This window comes from Larkinella terrae, from assembly GCF_009668025.1.
In the GTDB taxonomy this organism is placed as follows: domain Bacteria; phylum Bacteroidota; class Bacteroidia; order Cytophagales; family Spirosomataceae; genus Larkinella; species Larkinella terrae.
Genome location: NZ_WJXZ01000009.1, coordinates 546,198 through 563,049, shown reverse-complemented (window position 1 = coordinate 563,049; position 16,852 = coordinate 546,198). Strand labels below are relative to the sequence as shown.

General features: G+C 49.9%; 17 protein-coding genes. 13 read left to right on the top strand and 4 right to left on the bottom strand.

Annotated elements, in window-relative coordinates:
- The first annotated feature begins 1 nt into the window (after window position 1).
- From GJJ30_RS16890 to GJJ30_RS16850, 9 genes are all read left to right on the top strand, one after another.
- Entirely contained in the window at window positions 2-868 is an 867-nt protein-coding gene (locus GJJ30_RS16890; RefSeq protein WP_170299208.1) for an alpha/beta hydrolase, read from the top strand.
- Window positions 869-1,272: 404 nt separating this feature from the next.
- Window positions 1,273-2,031, top strand: coding sequence for an FHA domain-containing protein (locus tag GJJ30_RS16885; protein WP_310588320.1), 759 nt, complete (start codon window positions 1,273-1,275; stop codon window positions 2,029-2,031).
- A gap of 78 nt (window positions 2,032-2,109) precedes the next feature.
- The gene (locus tag GJJ30_RS16880; protein WP_154176332.1) at window positions 2,110-3,060 is read left to right on the top strand and encodes a hypothetical protein; all 951 of its coding nucleotides are present in this window, start codon (window positions 2,110-2,112) and stop codon (window positions 3,058-3,060) included.
- A gap of 5 nt (window positions 3,061-3,065) precedes the next feature.
- Window positions 3,066-3,668, top strand: a complete 603-nt coding sequence (locus GJJ30_RS16875; protein WP_154176331.1) for an FHA domain-containing protein — start codon at window positions 3,066-3,068, stop codon at window positions 3,666-3,668.
- Between the two features lie 3 nt (window positions 3,669-3,671).
- Window positions 3,672-4,481 (top strand): PP2C family protein-serine/threonine phosphatase, encoded by an 810-nt coding sequence (locus GJJ30_RS16870; RefSeq protein ID WP_154176330.1) that lies wholly within the window; start codon window positions 3,672-3,674, stop codon window positions 4,479-4,481.
- Window positions 4,475-5,254: a caspase family protein gene (locus GJJ30_RS16865; protein WP_154176329.1), complete on the top strand. Its 780-nt coding sequence runs from the start codon at window positions 4,475-4,477 to the stop codon at window positions 5,252-5,254. Before GJJ30_RS16870 ends, GJJ30_RS16865 begins: the two co-directional genes overlap by 7 nt.
- 49 nt (window positions 5,255-5,303) lie before the next feature.
- Complete coding sequence (locus tag GJJ30_RS16860; RefSeq protein ID WP_154176328.1) at window positions 5,304-7,481, top strand: serine/threonine-protein kinase; 2,178 nt, start codon at window positions 5,304-5,306, stop codon at window positions 7,479-7,481.
- A 12-nt stretch (window positions 7,482-7,493) separates the two neighbouring features.
- Complete coding sequence (locus tag GJJ30_RS16855) at window positions 7,494-8,405, top strand: hypothetical protein (protein ID WP_154176327.1); 912 nt, start codon at window positions 7,494-7,496, stop codon at window positions 8,403-8,405.
- 66 nt (window positions 8,406-8,471) lie between these two features.
- Entirely contained in the window at window positions 8,472-10,100 is a 1,629-nt protein-coding gene (locus GJJ30_RS16850) for a LamG-like jellyroll fold domain-containing protein (RefSeq protein ID WP_229313177.1), read from the top strand.
- 8 nt (window positions 10,101-10,108) lie between these two features.
- Here the strand turns inward: GJJ30_RS16850 and GJJ30_RS16845 are convergent, their stop codons facing one another.
- Together GJJ30_RS16845 and GJJ30_RS16840 are read right to left on the bottom strand one after the other, a co-directional pair.
- Window positions 10,109-10,900 (bottom strand): tetratricopeptide repeat protein, encoded by a 792-nt coding sequence (locus GJJ30_RS16845; protein WP_154176326.1) that lies wholly within the window; start codon window positions 10,898-10,900, stop codon window positions 10,109-10,111.
- On the bottom strand, window positions 10,897-11,484 hold the full coding sequence (locus GJJ30_RS16840) for an RNA polymerase sigma factor (protein WP_154176325.1): 588 nt from the start codon (window positions 11,482-11,484) through the stop codon (window positions 10,897-10,899). The genes GJJ30_RS16845 and GJJ30_RS16840 overlap by 4 nt, the downstream gene beginning before the upstream one ends.
- Before the next feature lie 267 nt (window positions 11,485-11,751).
- On the opposite strand from GJJ30_RS16840, the gene GJJ30_RS16835 reads away from it, so the two are divergent.
- Window positions 11,752-12,660, top strand: coding sequence for a class I SAM-dependent methyltransferase (locus GJJ30_RS16835; RefSeq protein ID WP_154176324.1), 909 nt, complete (start codon window positions 11,752-11,754; stop codon window positions 12,658-12,660).
- 119 nt (window positions 12,661-12,779) lie between these two features.
- Here the strand turns inward: GJJ30_RS16835 and GJJ30_RS16830 are convergent, their stop codons facing one another.
- A complete protein-coding gene (locus GJJ30_RS16830; protein ID WP_154176323.1) occupies window positions 12,780-13,703 on the bottom strand; it encodes an alpha/beta fold hydrolase in 924 nt (307 codons plus the stop codon).
- Window positions 13,704-13,911: 208 nt separating this feature from the next.
- Between GJJ30_RS16830 and GJJ30_RS16825 the strand changes: the two genes are divergently transcribed.
- Window positions 13,912-14,397 (top strand): hypothetical protein, encoded by a 486-nt coding sequence (locus tag GJJ30_RS16825; protein ID WP_154176322.1) that lies wholly within the window; start codon window positions 13,912-13,914, stop codon window positions 14,395-14,397.
- 416 nt (window positions 14,398-14,813) lie between these two features.
- On the top strand, window positions 14,814-15,050 hold the full coding sequence (locus GJJ30_RS16820; RefSeq protein WP_154176321.1) for a hypothetical protein: 237 nt from the start codon (window positions 14,814-14,816) through the stop codon (window positions 15,048-15,050).
- Window positions 15,051-15,189: 139 nt separating this feature from the next.
- Here GJJ30_RS16820 and GJJ30_RS16815 read toward each other — a convergent pair whose 3' ends face one another.
- Window positions 15,190-15,963, bottom strand: a complete 774-nt coding sequence (locus GJJ30_RS16815) for a phosphatidylinositol-specific phospholipase C/glycerophosphodiester phosphodiesterase family protein (RefSeq protein WP_154176320.1) — start codon at window positions 15,961-15,963, stop codon at window positions 15,190-15,192.
- Between the two features lie 134 nt (window positions 15,964-16,097).
- Here GJJ30_RS16815 and fabG point away from each other — a divergent pair, with 134 nt between their 5' ends.
- Window positions 16,098-16,844, top strand: a complete 747-nt coding sequence (fabG, locus tag GJJ30_RS16810) for a 3-oxoacyl-[acyl-carrier-protein] reductase (RefSeq protein WP_154176319.1) — start codon at window positions 16,098-16,100, stop codon at window positions 16,842-16,844.
- Window positions 16,845-16,852 lie beyond the last annotated feature (8 nt).

The window sequence follows — 16,852 nt, the reverse complement described above, 5'->3', positions numbered from 1 at the left end:
AATGAATCCAGCTGTTTTCCTGCACCGACAACTAACCGTTGATGGTGTTTTCCTGCACGTGATTTCAGCTGGTCGGCCGGACAAACCCGCGCTGTTTTTCCTGCACGGTTTTCCGGAAAACTGGCAGGCGTTTGAAGCTGTCATGAGCGGTCTTTGCAATGATTTCCACGTGATTGCGATGGATTTGCCCGGCATTGGAAAATCCGGAAAGATAGCGTCCAGCGACAAACGCACCATCGCTGGTTATGTGAAAGGCGTCATAAATGCTTTGGAAATAACAGATGTGACGCTGGTTGGGCAGGACGTCGGCGGCATGATTACCTACGCGTATTTAAAATCATTTCCAAACGAACTTTCAAAAGCCGTCATTATGAATGTCGGGATTCCGGGGGTTGATCCCTGGCCGCAAATCAAGCAAAATCCGCGGATCTGGCACTTTCAGTTTCACAACATTCCGGATTTGCCGGAAGCGTTGGTGAGCGGAAAACAGCGGACTTATTTTGATTATTTTTACAATACCATTGCCGCAAAACCGGATCGGATCAGCGATAATGCCCGAGACGCGTTTGCCGAAGCGTATACCAGTGCGGATGCGCTCCACACCGGTTTTGAATGGTACCGCACGTTTGAGCAGGACGAAAAAGACAATGTCATCACCCGCGAAAATCAGATTCAGACGCCGGTGCTTTATTTGCGGGGAGAAAAAGAATACGGAAAACTCGACCTTTACCTCGACGGTTTTCGGGCCAGTGGACTGGTCAATGTGCAGGGGCAGATAATTCCGGGCAGCGGTCATTATGCACCGGAAGAAGCAACTGACGAAGTGGTAACCTTTCTGAAAGAATTTATGACTGAAACAAAAAAATAAAAAGGAACAAACCGTTCCACAACCAGCATTTGGGGAAATGAATTTTGCTAAGAGATTGTCTAAAAATCTTATCTTCTACCGTAAAGGTCCGCCCCCAACCCCCTAAAGGGGGCTTTAATCGGTGTGCTAAAGCTCGGCACCGGTCGCCCGGCCTTTAGGGGGTTGGGGGCAAAGCGAAAGAAGGAAAATTGTAATTTTAGACAGTCTCTAACAAATGGAAAATAATTTAGCGTTAGAAGCTCACTCTTTTGCGCTTAAATGACTGAATAATAGCGCAGTTTTTCCTTTTTATTGGACCGTGGTTTAAGAAATTGAAACTGGATTAATAGTTTAAAATAGCGTAAATAAGTTTATATTGCTCTGCTATTGAAAAACGCATAGAATTATCCATACCACCGATCCCCGTGTCACTTCAGGTAAATCAAATTGAAGAATTGATTGACGGTTTAAGCCAGCTTCCAACCTACACGATTGGCCGGAAAACCGATAACGCAATCATCGTATTAAATGGGAAAATCAGTAGCCAGCACGCCCGTTTAATTCAATGCACGGACACCAGCTTCGTGCTGGAAGATCTGGCCAGTAAGAATGGCACCTTCGTTAACGACTTACGAATCACCCGAAAAATTGTCGATAAAAAGGATAAGATTCGGTTAGCCGACATTGATTATACGCTGGACCAACTGCTTGATCAGCTGCCGGTTGATTCGACCGAACTCCAACCACTTCCTGCCATTTCGCCGAAAACCGCTTTGCCGATCGAAAAACCGCTGCTGGATTTTACGCAGGAGTTTGCTGAATTGCGGCAGGTGTTTGAGCAGTATCCGAAGCTCCGGCGGGATTGCCGGAACCGGGAGAAAATGATCCGGACGGGAAGCATCATTGTGTCTTCGCTGGTGGGCATTAGCGCCGTTGTGACCACGGGCGGAGGAGCGCTGCCTTTCCTCCAGATTATGTCGGGCGCCGGGTTGAGTATGCTCATCCCGACTTTGTGTTCGACCCTGCTGTCGACGGATGAAAAACTGGAACTCATTGATAAAGAGTACCGGGAGCGGTATCGCTGCCCCAACCCATCCTGCCGGGACCCCTTTGGACTGCGGGAATGGGAACAGCTAGCGCAACAGAAAACGTGTCGGCGCTGTCAGGCGATCTGGATTAAGTAAAAAAAGAATTTTTGCCGTTCACCTTTTCCGGGTAATCCCGATATACGGTCAAATTCCAATTTTAAGTTTGTTAACAGCATGGCACATTTTTCCGAACAGGCTGACCAACAGCAGGATCTATTTCCGCTGGTTCAATCAAAAAGAACAGGCAATGGCGGTTTGAACACCAACCAGCGGAAATTGCTGGGGATTTCAGCTGCGGCTATGCTGTTGGGTGGTGCGGCCTGGTCCCTCGCGCAAAAAATTGAAAACCGAAAAACCGGGGACAGCAAAACCCCTGACGATATATCCACACCATTTTCTCCTTCCGAAGAGTGGCCTGACGACATCGACGTTGCAGGCAAAGTGACCGATGAAATGTCTTTTGACGAGGCATTTGGAGCCGCCCGTTCCGAAGTGGGAATGGGCGGGGTATTCGGCTGGCACGGCCGCTGGTACAATACCTTTGAGAAAGAGGAATGGGAAAGCCTGTCGCTGGAACAACGGAAGGAATACACCGAAATGATTGTGGGCGAAAAATTGCCGGTTATCGCCTACCGACCGGCTCCCACGCTGCTCCCTGCTACCCAAATCGTAACCTCCGGTGCGGAGCCAACCGCCATTGAAGGCTACCTGAGTGGGGAGCGAACGATCGGCCTGGATTTTGATCAGGATGGCATCATCGATACACTGGTGCTGCACGGGGCCGACGGGCTGACGTACCGGGTTGTGGATACGACCGGTGATGAGGGATTGGATACGGTTTATCGCTACAATTCTGTAGATGGAGCCCTGGTGGGAATTGTCCGGCTGAACGAGCCGGTTGTGCTTTCCAACGACGATTTCAGCCAGTATCTGGAAAACGCGATGTCGAAAGAAGTCATGGATTCGATTCTGGAACCGGATGATTTAGCGTCGGAAACACCTTCTGAACTGGCCGAGGTCCCGGATGACGACGCCGATGAGGAGGGCGGTTTTGTAGCGGATGCGTATCTGCCGGATGACGACACCTATATTAACGACGGCGATGTCCATGAAATGAACGAGTAATCGGTATGAGCGGGTTTAAAATGACGCTTATCGCCTGCCAGCAATGTGGCCGGCGCATCATGGTTCGGATGGCCGATGCCGAACGGGGAACCATTACCTGCTCACACGTGGGATGCGGAGCGGTTAATATTCTGCAGACGGCGTTTCACTACGACGAAGCCATTGTGCAGGGCTTGCCGGAATTCGGGCATTTGACGTACATCGGCAAACCCGGGCGGATATACCCGCTGCAATTCGGACAGAACAGTATCGGCACCGCTGATTCATGTACGGTTCAGATCGAGCGGTTTCAACACAATGGCCGCTGTTTCATCAGCCGCCGGCACTGCACCCTTACCGTTTCGTTCGACAAATGGCGCGGCCGGTTGCGTTACCAGCTTCAGGACGGCGTTCTGGATGGCGAACTGCGGCAGTTGCATTCCAGTCTGAATGGAACCCTGCTTAACGAGACGCCTTTGCAAAAAATGGAGCTGATTGATGTGGATCACGAGAGTGTCATTACCCTGGGCGGAGTCGATCGTTTTCGGTTGACTCATTATTTTATTCCGTCGACGATGCTCGATACCTATAAAGTTGACTTGTCGTTTAACCCCGATCGTACCGAGTAGTCCATGCAGATTCAGCCCAATTTACCCTTTGCTTTTTCCCACATCGGCCAGCGGACCATCAATCAGGATACGCTCTATCCGGGTGAAAATGCCGCCGACGAACAAACCGAGTTGTTCATGGTGTGCGACGGAATGGGCGGAGCCGACAAAGGCGAGGTCGCCAGTCAGCTGTTGTGTCATGGCGTGGCTGATTATGCCAGGTCGATGGGTTATCCGGTTTTTGACATCGTGCACCTGCAGGCTGCGCTCGAACAGGTGTATGAAACGTATTACGACTATCTGAATCAGCATCCGCTCGTCAATCGCATGGGGTCGACACTCACCTTATTGCAATTTCATCAGCATGGCGTAACCGTTGCGCATTTGGGCGATAGCCGGATTTATCAGCTCCGGGAAGGAAAAATCATTTTCCGAACGAAAGATCACAAGCAGGTAAATGACATGGTCGAAGCCGGAATTATCACTGCAACCCAGGCGCTGACCCATCCCTGGAGAAACCGGCTCAGCCGGGCCGTCGTTTTAAACTCGCAGGAGAGCCCGGAAACGGCCGCCCGTGCAGTTCCGGATTTGCATTTTCTGACGGACGTTCGGGCGGGAGATTATTTCTTTATGTGTACGGATGGCGTGCTGGAACAAATCGATGATTACGTACTGGAAACCATCCTTTTCGGCAACATGCCCGATCAGGCCAAGGTAGCTTCGCTGGTTGCGGTTTGTAATGAACAGACCAAAGACAATTACTCCGGTTATCTGATTGGCGTAAAGAATGTTACCGAATCAACGGCGGTTTCTGAATCCCGAACAGGATGGTAACGTACTGGCTGCTTAGTTTGTGGGTTTGGTACATGGATACCTCATCTAAAACCGGTCAAACGTACGCCGTTATTGTGGGAATTTCTGATTACCAGGCACTTTCGTACGCAACGGGAGATTTGCGGTTTGCGGATCGCGACGCCCGGCAGGTCGTTCAGTTTCTGAAAAGCAAGCCGGGAGGAGAGGTTCCGGGTTCGAATATTCGGCTTTTGATAAACCGGCAGGCTACCTGCGCAACCATTCAGCAGGCGCTGGCGGTTTTTCGGAGGGCGAGGCCGAGCGATCGGGTCATTCTGTATTTTTCGGGTCACGGCTTACCGGATAGTTTTGTGCCCTACGATGTTGTTCCGGGAAACCGGAGCCGGTTGTTGACGCACCGGACCATCAAAGCCGCTTTTCATGAATCAAAGGCATTGACAAAACTGTGCATTGCGGATGCCTGCCTGTCGGGCAGCATGACCCAACCCGCCAGCCAGCGTACGGCCGCGGAATCCATTACGAAGAACGCCGGGAAGGGGAGTAATGTGGCAATGTTACTGGCGAGTCGGTCAACTCAGGATGCGGTGGAATCGAGCCGGTTGGCGGGCGGAACGTTTACGCATTATTTGCTGAAAGGACTCAACGGACGCGCTGATTTGGATCATGACCATATTGTAACCATCCGTGAACTGCACCGGTATGTGTCGCCCAAAGTTCGGTTGACCACAAAGGGAAAACAGGCACCGGTTTTTTATGGACGTTTTTCAGATAATCTGGCTTTATCTTATCTTTGAAGAAGCAATATGCTGAGTAATATATACTGAGTAGTGTAAGTGTGACCTTATGACCGCGACGTTTACTACGTTCCAGGAATTTAAACGACGCTACCCCATTCGCCCCAATGACAAAGGGGCCCAATTGGGCAGTGGTTCATACGGTCGTGTCATAAAAGTCGAGGACCAGCTTGAAACGGAATGGGTTGCCATTAAAGTCAGTGAATTTAAGGGCAACGATGCCAAATCCCTGCAAGCCGAAGTGAGTCTGGCCCAGCGCGTGCCCCGACAGGCCAATATTGCCCGCTACGACGCCTGTTACCGCCTGGAAACCGATACCAGCATCAGCGATTTTGCCATCATGAAGTATTACCCGGACGGCAATCTGGCGGATTTGCTGAAACGGGAAACCTTAACGCCGGTTCAGCTTTACGAAATAACCCAGGGAATTTTGCTGGGGTTGCAGCACCTGCACCGGAACCGGATCGTTCACCGCGACTTTAAGCCATCCAATATCCTCATTTCCCGCGACCATACCGGCCGGTTTATTCCCAAAATTGCCGATTTTGGCTTAAGTAAATTAGTCAGTGACGACGAACTCGACAGCTCGGATTTTGACCTGAGCGATGGCCGGGGGACGCCTTCGTACAAAGCCCCGGAGCAGATTGAAGGCAGCAAGGTCAGCTTTAACCTCGATCTGTGGGCGTTTGGAATCATTTTGTACGAAATGCTGACGGGGGAAAAACCGTTCCGGGCGGATCTCAGGAATGCGACCGAACAGTCGGCCCGGCGCGAGATTGAAAAGAAAATCGTGACGGTGGATTTGCCCGCTCAACTCAGCCAGCTGAGCGATCCGTATCGCAGCATGATTCAGCGCTGTCTGGTCCGGGATATTCATGAGCGGGTTCGCAAAGCGGAGGAGCTACTGGATTTGCTGGACCGAATTCCTCAATTGGTCAGTGAAGCCCGGAAAAAGATTGATCAGCGGGATTTCAAGCAGGCCATTTCGCTGTACGAGGAAGTGCTTACGCTTCGTGAGAATCATGCGGAAGCCGAAAAAGGGCTGGCGGAATGCCGGGCGATTCTTGAGGAACAGGACGTTTATAACCTACTGTGCGAAGCCGGTGATTTGTTCGAACAGTTTCAGTTTGAACAGGCCAAAAAACGCTACGAGCAGGTATTGCAGCTCAACCCGACGCTGGAAACCGCCATTCATGGGTTGGCATCCTGCGTGGAACAACTTCGACCCAAACCGGTGCTGGCTGAGGCTGAATTAACGGATGCTTATCTGGAAGACAAAACGGATGTTTACGATGTGCCGTCAGAGGTAACAACTCCCCAGAGCGCGACGCAACCGGTTTTATTTGTTGAAACCGGAACAACTCCGCAGGTAGGAAGACCGGGTTTACAACTTGACGACTCGTCTTCAACTGCGGTTTTGCAACCCGGAGTTCAATTGGTGCATCGGGCTTTTCCGTGGCGTCTGGTGGGTCCGGTGGCGGCTGGTTTCAGCGCTATCGTATTGTTTTTTTACCTGAAAAGTCCGGCTGAATCAGCTAAGCCGACCCCAACGAAAGGGGATTTTCCAACGGTTTTGGCGAAACCGGAATCAGGGTTAAATGCGGAGCCAGCGGTTCTGAAATCGCAACCCGGTGAGACGAAAGACGCCCTGACGAAGCGAATCAATGTGGCTCTCAATAAGGCCCGACTGGCTTTCCGGCGAAAAGAGTTTGATGGCGCCATTGTGTTGACCAGAAGTGCTTTGCTGCTCGATCCAACGCGCCGGGATGTCCGGTTTTTGTACGACGCGTCCCTGAAAAAAGCGCAAACGATTAAGCCCGCCGAATCAAAAACCGACTCGATCGGGCAGGCTGCCGGAACCACTGCCAGAACCTTGGCTGCGTCGACCGAAGTGAAACCGGATGAAGCAAAACCTGAATCGAAAGAAGCCCTATTGAAAGAAAAACAGGAACAATACGATCAACTGGTGGAAGAGGGGGTGAACGCCATCAAAACCGGGAATGATAAAGTTAAAGCCATTGCCTCCTTCAACAGGGCGCAGGTACTTGCGAAAGAACATGGCCTGATGACGGCTAAAGCCGAAATTGCCTACCTGACCTACCTGAACAAAGCCAACAAGATCTTTGCTACGGATGAATTTGAAGGGGCAAAACGCTGGTATCAGGTCGCACAGGCGCTGAAAGACACCGAGGAGGTTCGACGAAAAATTAAGCAGTGTGCCAATTAGTTTTCAAACGATATGCGTAACGTCCTACACCACATCATCTTAATTCTTCTTCTCGTTATGGTTTGGCCGCCAACAGTCTCCGCGCTGGCCCGAACCGCAACTCCAGCGCCGGTCATCGACGAAGAGTATGACCGTTACAAAAAAAAGGGCGACGACTTTTTCAGGGAAGGCAAGTATCTGGAAGCCCGTTGGCAATATGAAAACTGCCTTGAGGTACCCGGTTTTGAAAATGATCCCTATGCCCTGAAGCAGATTGAAACCAGTGCCGCCGGGCTGGCCCTGCGCCAGCAGGTTGACGAAGCGATGAGCCAGGGCAAAAGTCAGCAGGTTGTGGATCTGTTGTATCAGTTGTTGAATCTAAATCCGGAGGATGCCATTACTAAAAACCAGTTTTCCGATCATTACGAGCGGGAGGGAAACCGGCTTTTTAATCAGGGAAAGTTGCGGGATGCCCGGAATAATTATACCACAGCTATTGAGTTTGCCAGTGCAAACAAAGCTGAGCTTTTGCGGGAGCAGGTTCGGAACATCGACCAACTATTGCTGCCCGTTTATCCAAAACAAACCGGCCTGAAGGCGGCTGCCGGGAGTGTTGCCATTGGGTCAATGGTAACGGCACTGGTTTTACACGCTAATTATCGATCAAAATTAAGGGCACTGAACCAAATCGGTCAATCGCTCGATCCGAACGGAACGGGCATAATCGACAGCCCGATTGAGTATCGGGAGTATGATAACGCCTACGCGGCCGCCAATGCTGCTAAAAAGAAGCAGGGCCTGTTTACGGTTTTTCTGGGAGTTGCGGCAGTGGCCACAGCTGCGGAAGTGTACTTGTTTCTTCACAAACCCAAACCCCGCCCGCCTGCTTTGAGCTGGCAGCCATCTTCGGACTCGTGGGGCCTGGCGATTCGGTATTCATTCTGATTTCGAATTCCCACACGTCGATCTTTCAGAGTAATGATGAAGTCCCTATCCACGTCTACTATAATTTTGATCTTTGTTTGCCTGCTTGGCGTATCCCTGCTGGGATGCGAATGGGAATTGCCCGCCAGTAAAACCCTGCGCGATTGTGGAAAACCGGCCGGAAGCCTTGATGCTCAGATTCAACAGAAGGATGTCAATTTTTCGGTCACCGGAAGTACCGGGAAGATCGACAAGGTAACCTGGGATTTCGGGAACGGCAGCTCTACGGTTACAAGCGGTTTAACCGTCAGTTACAGCTATCCGTCGCCCGGCGAATTTTCGGTCCGGGCTATCTTGTCCAATTCCTGCCTTGACGAAACCATTCTGTCGCGTACGGTTATGGTCCAGGATGCGGCTTATCCTTCCGTTAGTTTACAGCCCGCTTTTGACATTACAATCAACACCGCAACCATTGGAATGACCATCACGTCGGCGGGCAACGCGGAAATTCTCAGTTATGGAATTTGCTATTCTTCGACAAACCAGGTGCCTGAAAGGGGAAAAAGCGACGTTTTGGTTCTTCAGAATATAAAGGTACTGCCGCTCAATACACCGGTATCGTTTACGCCGACCAACCTTACACCAAATACCCTTTATTACGTTCGCAGTTTTGCGACCAATCAGGAGGGGATTGGCTACAGCTCGACCGTCCAGACGTTTCGAACCGGTTCAAAACCGGCGGTCAGCAGCATGGGGGCCGTCAATGTGGGTGTTTCAACGGCAGGCGCCCGCTTTATGGTTACCAACGCCGGTATGCCAGCCGCAATTGAATACGGAATTTGCTATTCATCGACAAACACCCTACCGGATATTAACAATTCGCCGTACTTAAAAGTAGCCAATCCGATTGTCGGGACCAATGTGACCGTTTCGTTAACGGATCTCACCTCAAACACCCGGTATTATTACCGGTCTTATGCCAAACTCGCGTCCGGCGAGGTGATTTACAGCCCCACAACGGAATCATTTACGACGCAGGTCGATGCGCTGGCGCAGGATCTGGTGGCCAGCGTTTCCTTTACTGATGGCTCACGATTGGATGTTAGTGGTAACAACAACGATGTGAAACTGGTCGATAACCCCACTTTTGTGGCCGATCGGAAAGGTCGGGTAAACTCTGCTATTCAACTGGATGGCCAGAATGATTATTTCTATATGGACGAGAACGCTACCCTCCGCCCGGCCGAACTTTCCATCAGCCTCTGGATCAGGCCGGTAACAGTCGACCGATGGATGCAAATTTACAACAAGTCACGTTTTAGCGACGGGGCGAATGAGATGTATAGTTCGGCGATTCACCCAAGTGCAGCAGACCCGGGCCTTGTCGTTAGTGCCGATATTAAACAGAATAGTACTTGCCAGCGCGGGGCTGGCTGGCAAACGATTGCGTTCACCGGTAACATTCAGCAGAACGCCTGGCATCACCTGGTGATGACCTACAGCGGTCGGTTAGCCCGGATGTATTTTGATAACGTGTTGGTCGTTACCAGCGAAATTTTGCCGAGAAGTGCAATCGATGAGTGTCTGGGCGGAGATTTAAAATTCGGAGCGCAATCCCAGAGCGTTCCCAATTACTTTGATGGCGCCATGGACGACATTCGCGTTTACAAACGGGCGTTGACCGCCAGTGATATTCAGGCGCTTTATACTCAATAAACCGGTTTTCACTGAATCTTCCGGAGTACCTTCTGGGCCAGCGATTGAAAAGGATTCATTTTATCCGCGCTGATTTGCTTCAGAATGGGGATAGCCTGCTCTTTTTCATTCATCTTTACGTAGGCCAGTGCTAAAAACCAGACGGCTTTCTGGCGGAGCTCGGGCGACGGCGTTTGCTGTGCTTTCGTCAAGAGCGGAACGGCTTCGACGGGTTGGTCGTTGGAGAGGTAACTCAACCCCAGAAGAAAGTCTTTGTAGTGAACCGTTTGTTTATCAAGGGGTAAATTTTTCAGTCGTTCAATAACCGCATCGTAGTTACCCGCCTTGTAGTTTTTAAAAGCATCCAAAAAGGTAACCTTGGTTTCGGAAGAAACGTTTTCGGCCGGGAAGCCTTTCAGTAAATCGGCATTGGCATCCGATCGGAACGTTTCGTAATACGCCAGATCCGCCTGCCAACTGGCATTTCCCTGATAAACAAGGTAACCAAAACCAACGACAACCGCGATGGAAGCGGCCGCAGCCCAATACGTCCACGCCGGAAAGGACTGAAAAATCGTTGATCGCTTGGGGGAAGATTTGGCCGCCAGCAGCGATGTTTTGTACTGAATCCGGGCCTGATCGAGTGCATGAGTAATGCCAATGGCGCGCAATCCCAAGCGGAGATTCCGCTGACGCTCGATCTCAGTCCGAAGTTGAGCATCGGCCTGAATATCAGCTTCGAAGGTAGACCGATCCGTTGCCGACAGTTCATTTTTTAAATAGGCCTCAATTAATTCATACTGATCTTCAGTAAGTCTCATATTCTTTTTTGGTTAGTCGTCTGCCGGTAATAGGCTTTTAATTTTTCGGCGCACTGATACCGTTTTGATTTAACGGATTCTTCTTTCATATCCAGCCGTTCGGCAATTTCCCGCAAAGGAAGCTCATCCACGTAAAACCACTCGAGCAGGTTTCGGCAGACTTCCTTCAGTTGGTGCATCGATTGCTGAACGGCATACACGACATCCATTCGCTCCAGATCTTTTTCCACATCAACGGTATCAGCCAGGTCAAGATGGTCGGGCATGTTGCCGCGATACCGAAACCGGGCCGATTTCAATTCCGTAAGCCAGACACGTTTGCAGTATTCAAAAGCCACCGTTGTGATGCGCGCGCCCGACTGCAACTGGTACTTTCCGATTTCGATGTTCAGCAGAAAATTCATTAATCCTTTTTGAAAAGCATCTTCCGCATCCATTTCGGAGCCGTTGTTACTGAGTACCCAGCGCTGAAATGAAGGAAATACCGTTGCGTACAAATTATGGTACGCTCGTTCGTCGCGACGACTGAGCGCGTCGTAAAAATCCAGGTCGGTTGCGTAACCAGGTAGTGGACGGGTGGCCATAAGACAGAAAAAAAACGAAGATAAACCAGTTAACCTTCCAAGTCACGTACCGGGTAATTGTTCATTCATCGGGGAGCCAGCCAAAAGGTGAATAGTCAATCCGTGCAGACCGGTTTTTTTCTTCGGGCAACAGATTTTATCCAAAATTCGGCAAACGCCGTTCACCTTTTTGAAGAGAAGCGGATTTAGCTTTGAATCCGGTTAGCTACGTCATTCCCTGTCACCAGCCTGACCGGTTTTTATCCCCACTATCCACACCATTTTTTTATGAAAACACTGGCAAAGTATCTGTTAGACCACATTCCTTACATCAGGAACCTGCGTCAGCAACTGGAACAATACCAGACAATGTATCCACCGGGTCATTTTTATAGTCCGATTGTGAATACGGAGGAGTTACAATCGTTTCGTGCGACCTTATTCTCACGAAAACCAGATCAGTTGAAGGGGATAGAACTGCGCAAGTACGCTCAATTTCGGTTGCTTCAGCAATTTGCGGATTATTACAAAACAATTCCTTTTCCGGCGCGGAAAGATTCGTCGTTTCGCTATTATTTTGAGAATGATTTGTATAGTTACGGCGATGCGATTGTGTTGCATTCCATGCTTCGGCACTTTCAGCCGAAGCGTATTATTGAAGCAGGTTCCGGTTTTAGTTCGGCGGCAATGCTGGATACGAATGAATATTTTTTTGACAATTCGCTGCAGTTTACGTTTATCGATCCCAATCCCGAACGGCTCTACAGTTTGCTTCGGGATGAAGATAGCTCCAGCGCGACGGTTTTAGCATCCAGGTTGCAATCCGTTCCCTTGCAGGAGTTCGAGAAACTTGAAAAAAACGATATTTTCTTCGTGGATTCCACGCACGTTTCCAAAACCGGAAGTGACGTTAATTATATTTTTTTTGAGATCCTTCCCCGACTGAAAAGTGGCGTTTTAATTCACTTTCATGATATATTTTATCCCTTCGAATACCCGGAAGAATGGGTGTTGGGCTGGAAAGGTTTCGGCTGGAACGAAAGTTATATGCTACGCAATTTTATGATGTATAATCGGGATTTTGAAATTCTGTTTTTCAACTCATTTATGCACCAGAACTACCCGTCGTGGCTGGCCAAAAACATGCCCCGATTCCTTCATAATCCGGGCGGAAGTATCTGGCTTCGGAAAAAATAAGCAGTTGGTGAATGACGTTTTTTCCGAATTCTTTATTTAGAAATGGTTGAGCAATCATTCTGGAGAACCAATTTTAATCGTGCCGTCTTTCAAAAGAAAGACACCTATTTTAGGTAGAATCAGTATGAAAAACACGCCGATTTATTTACAATTTCCCATAAAATAGCCAATGCTTCTTTGGAGGTTTCTATGCCGTGGCCAGTGCTGGGTATTATCTGGCTGCCCTGTAAGGTCAGGATGTGTTCCTCCGCTAAACGAATGGTTTCGTTGGGCGGGAAAAGTGGATCGTTTTCTCCCAGAATCAGGTAGATTTCCGTCGTCAATCGGTGCAGCTCTTCTTTTTCCAGCGGAGCCGGGTAATCGCCCCGAAATTTGTGATTAGTCAGCGCGTACAGCAGGTATTCACTGATGAGGCTCCGATACAAATCCGGTACCGCATGGCGGGGTGGACAGAAGATTGCTTTATCGAGAAATTTATTCAGGTTTCCCATCGTGGGCCATAGGATCGGCAGCAGGTTATTATACAGATTCTGCACCGAAGTTGAGAACGCCTGAATGCCCGCCGGATTCATCAGAATGGCTTTTTTGACCCGCCGGGGCGATTCCAGGCAGAGCTTCAGGCAGATCAGGCCACCGAGCGAGGCTCCGACAATCGTCGTTTTTTTCAAGCCCAGGCCGTCCAGCAGTTCCGTGGCCCATACGCCGTAGTCGGTGCTTTTCAAATTGGGGCACATTCCGTCACTCAGGCTGGGCTGGCCGTTCACGTCCACAATGTAAAACCGGTGGTTTTCTCGGAAAGGCTTCAGCGCGTTGTCCATGTCCCAGAATAAACCACAGGTCCGGGCACCGGGAAAAAAGACCACGGGTTTGGCGTCCGTCAGGTGGGTGTTTGCCGCCCAGATCCGGGTATTACCAAAAGAGGTCGAAATCGTTATTCGCTCGTAGGAAAAACCGTTCAGGGCTTCCACCTCCTGATTCCATTTTTCCAGAAACAACGCGGCCTCTGCCGGTTTTTTGAACGATGATACACGGTGTGGTTTCATGGCGGATTAGTGTCATTATATTCGATGATCAAAAATAAGAAGGCAAGCAGGGTCGGGAAATTATAAATTGATAACGAGTCGGTAGAAGTTAATAGAAGGTAGGCCAAATCGAATAAATGGTATTTCCGGTTTACTATTTTTAACACCACCGCTTAATACATATGTCGGTAATTTGGTTTATCTTTTCGCGTACAACAATTCCAACACCATGAAAAAGCTTTTACTTTTTACCGCTATCAGCGCATTGCCCGCCCTGGTAGTTGCACAAACCGAAAAAGGACAGGGAATCTGGACAGGCTCGGCCGCATTTAATTTCGTGTCAACAAAGACGGATCAAGGTCAGGCAAATAGTTTTTATCGAATGCCACAAAGTAGACTTTCGTTCAGTCGGGGCGTCTTTTTTAAAGATAACTGGTTGGCGGGTGGCGGAGTCAGTTTGGGATGGCAAGCCGCCAAATATGGTGTGACAATACAGAATCAATCATCCGACAATCATTTATCGAATTTAAATGCCGGCCTGGATGGCTTCGTCAGGCGGTATTGGGGGAAAGACAAGTGGCGGGTTTTTCTGGGGGGCGGTTTGACGTTGGGATATGAGTCAGCCCGGTATACTGGCGAATCGGTAAATTCGAATCCGGATCAAGATCATTTCACGATTGCCCCGGTTTTTCAGGCGGAGCCAATTATTACCTGACCAACCGAATCGGGCTGGAAGCCACGGCAACTTCAAGTACTTTTCCGCTATCGTTCAACAGCTTCGGAGTCGGTATCGTCGTTCTGACGGGTGGAAATAGCATCGTAGGTCCCGAACCCTACGACGCGCCCCAAACATCAAAAGGGCGCTGGGTTCTTGGCGGCAGTTTTGGTTTTAGCTCGGAAAGTTCAAAAGGTAACCTTCCCGGCGCGACGGAAAACCGGACGAATACATTTGCCGTTAGCCCGTCCGTCGGCTGGTTTGTTAAAAAGAACCTGTTGCTTGGAGTTTCAATTCCGATTCAGATTAATACCGGTAAATCGTCTTCGAGTACGGGATTTGGAATCAGTCCGTATGTGAAAAAATATATTTCTACGAATCGGTTGCGGCCTTTTATTGCTGGAGACCTTACTTACATGACACTTCGAAACAAGCTGGAAGGCGTCGGTACGATCAACAATCACAGCGCGACTTTTACGGCTAGTGCCGGATTAGCCTATCTATTGGGCGACCGGTTTATTGTTGAAGCCACCTTGGGGGAGGTGCACGCTGGCCGAAACTTTTCTTCCTCCGAAGTCAATCTCAGTTCCTGGAACAGTGGACTGTCGGCAACCCTACAGCCCGCATTCACGATCAATTACGTTTTTAACTGACCGACCAGCGTTTGGGTATCATCCGCCGAACTGCCGTATTGTACGCAAATTTTCATGAGGCAGGGAAGAGGATGATAGTGTGTTTTACAAAACCGCTCGAAGAAATCCAAAACTACCTGTCCATCAATTCAATGCAGCTTTATTTCAGCTCACTGGCGCATTCCTCTACCTTATCGGTATTGATAAAATCGACGCCCAATTTGGCAAGTTGTTTCCAGGTGTTCGGATTGTCGGGGGCGGCCCAAAACCGGATCGGTTTATTGTCGTTGTGCGCGCGTTTGATAAACCGTTTCAAGGTTTCCCGATCTTTGTCCGGCATGACGCCTTCGCCGTTCCAGCGCGAATAATTCTGAAACGTGTCACTGATCAGGGCGACGTGTTTAATGGTTTCGTCATCGTAGAGTTCACTCGGTCGGCCGTCGAAAAGAATATAGGCCGGATAATCGACCCAGTTGGCAACGGGCGGGCGGTTTCCGCTGATCACCAGCTGAACGGCAGCCGGATTCATCGCGCGGTCGAAACAGGTCCGGTAGGGCGCTACGGCTTTTTCCAGTTCCTTGATCGCTTCCACGCCGTTGTCCTTCATGTCGATCATCAGCTGGAAGGAATATTTCCGGTCTTTGCTAACGGTACCACTGGTCGACTGGCGGTTTTTATTTTCGCCGAACAGCATCGCAATCGGTTTCAAATACAAAGAATCCAGCGTGCGCCCGGGTTTTAGTTGGGATTTATCGTGGGCAACTAGTAACTTACCATCAACGAGGTAAACGTCGGCTTCAATCGAACCCGCCTGGTTGCGAATGGCCGCCGTCAGCGGCTCCGGTTTTTCGTAATCGTTGTGGGCGTGAATTTTCTGGGCGAAACTCTGCTGACTGAGACCGACAATCAAACAGATAAATGCAAATCTTGTCATGAGTGATCAAAGGTGGGTTCGGAAAAAAGTCAGGCTACTCTTGCAACGTTTCGGGCAAAAGTAGTCGGATGATCGAATATATACTACTATTTTTGCGGCCAATCTTACAAACCCTCGTTACTCCCATTTACTCCATGAGTTTACTTCAAGGAAAAGTTGCGTTGATTACCGGAGCTTCCCGTGGCATCGGCCGGGCCATTGCCACTCGTTTTGCCCAGGAGGGCGCAAGTATTGCTTTTACGTATCTTTCGAGCGTCGAAAAAGGACAGGCGCTGGAGACGGAACTGTCGGCGTTTGGCGTAAAAGTGAAAGGCTACCGGTCGGATGCGTCGGACTTCAAAGCCGCCGAAGAGTTGGTTAACCAGATTGTGGCCGATTTTGGCACTATAGATGCGGTTATCAACAACGCCGGAATCACGCGCGACGGCCTGCTGATGCGGATGAGCGAAGAACAATGGGACGTCGTTATCAACGTTAATCTAAAGTCGGTTTTTAACCTGACCAAAGCCGTGATCAAACCGATGATGAAAGCTAAGAAAGGCTCGATCATCAACCTGACCTCGGTTGTCGGTATTCGCGGCAACGCGGGTCAGGCCAATTATGCCGCTTCCAAAGCCGGTATTATTGGGTTCACCAAATCGGTCGCACTGGAACTGGGTTCGCGGAACATTCGTTCGAATGCGATTGCGCCCGGTTTTATCGAAACCGAAATGACCGGTGAAATCAACGATAAAGCCGTTGAAGAATGGAAGCAGTCGATCCCGCTCAAACGCGGTGGTCAACCGGAAGAGGTCGCCGACTGTGCCCTGTTCCTGGCTTCCGACCTGTCCCGCTACATCACCGGCCAGGTGCTGCAGGTGGACGGGGGAATGCTAACTTAATGATGAAT

Excerpts from the sequence above, each read along its gene's own strand:
- GJJ30_RS16890 (WP_170299208.1), top strand. The coding sequence starts at position 2 with ATGAATCCAGCTGTTTTCCTGCACCGACAACTAACCGTTGATGGTGTT.
- GJJ30_RS16880 (WP_154176332.1), top strand. The coding sequence starts at position 2,110 with ATGGCACATTTTTCCGAACAGGCTGACCAACAGCAGGATCTATTTCCG.
- GJJ30_RS16875 (WP_154176331.1), top strand. The coding sequence starts at position 3,066 with ATGAGCGGGTTTAAAATGACGCTTATCGCCTGCCAGCAATGTGGCCGG.
- GJJ30_RS16870 (WP_154176330.1), top strand. The coding sequence starts at position 3,672 with ATGCAGATTCAGCCCAATTTACCCTTTGCTTTTTCCCACATCGGCCAG.
- GJJ30_RS16865 (WP_154176329.1), top strand. The coding sequence starts at position 4,475 with ATGGTAACGTACTGGCTGCTTAGTTTGTGGGTTTGGTACATGGATACC.
- GJJ30_RS16860 (WP_154176328.1), top strand. The coding sequence starts at position 5,304 with ATGACCGCGACGTTTACTACGTTCCAGGAATTTAAACGACGCTACCCC.
- GJJ30_RS16855 (WP_154176327.1), top strand. The coding sequence starts at position 7,494 with ATGCGTAACGTCCTACACCACATCATCTTAATTCTTCTTCTCGTTATG.
- GJJ30_RS16845 (WP_154176326.1), bottom strand. The coding sequence starts at position 10,900 with ATGAGACTTACTGAAGATCAGTATGAATTAATTGAGGCCTATTTAAAA.
- GJJ30_RS16840 (WP_154176325.1), bottom strand. The coding sequence starts at position 11,484 with ATGGCCACCCGTCCACTACCTGGTTACGCAACCGACCTGGATTTTTAC.
- GJJ30_RS16835 (WP_154176324.1), top strand. The coding sequence starts at position 11,752 with ATGAAAACACTGGCAAAGTATCTGTTAGACCACATTCCTTACATCAGG.
- GJJ30_RS16830 (WP_154176323.1), bottom strand. The coding sequence starts at position 13,703 with ATGAAACCACACCGTGTATCATCGTTCAAAAAACCGGCAGAGGCCGCG.
- GJJ30_RS16825 (WP_154176322.1), top strand. The coding sequence starts at position 13,912 with ATGAAAAAGCTTTTACTTTTTACCGCTATCAGCGCATTGCCCGCCCTG.
- GJJ30_RS16820 (WP_154176321.1), top strand. The coding sequence starts at position 14,814 with ATGACACTTCGAAACAAGCTGGAAGGCGTCGGTACGATCAACAATCAC.
- GJJ30_RS16815 (WP_154176320.1), bottom strand. The coding sequence starts at position 15,963 with ATGACAAGATTTGCATTTATCTGTTTGATTGTCGGTCTCAGTCAGCAG.
- fabG (WP_154176319.1), top strand. The coding sequence starts at position 16,098 with ATGAGTTTACTTCAAGGAAAAGTTGCGTTGATTACCGGAGCTTCCCGT.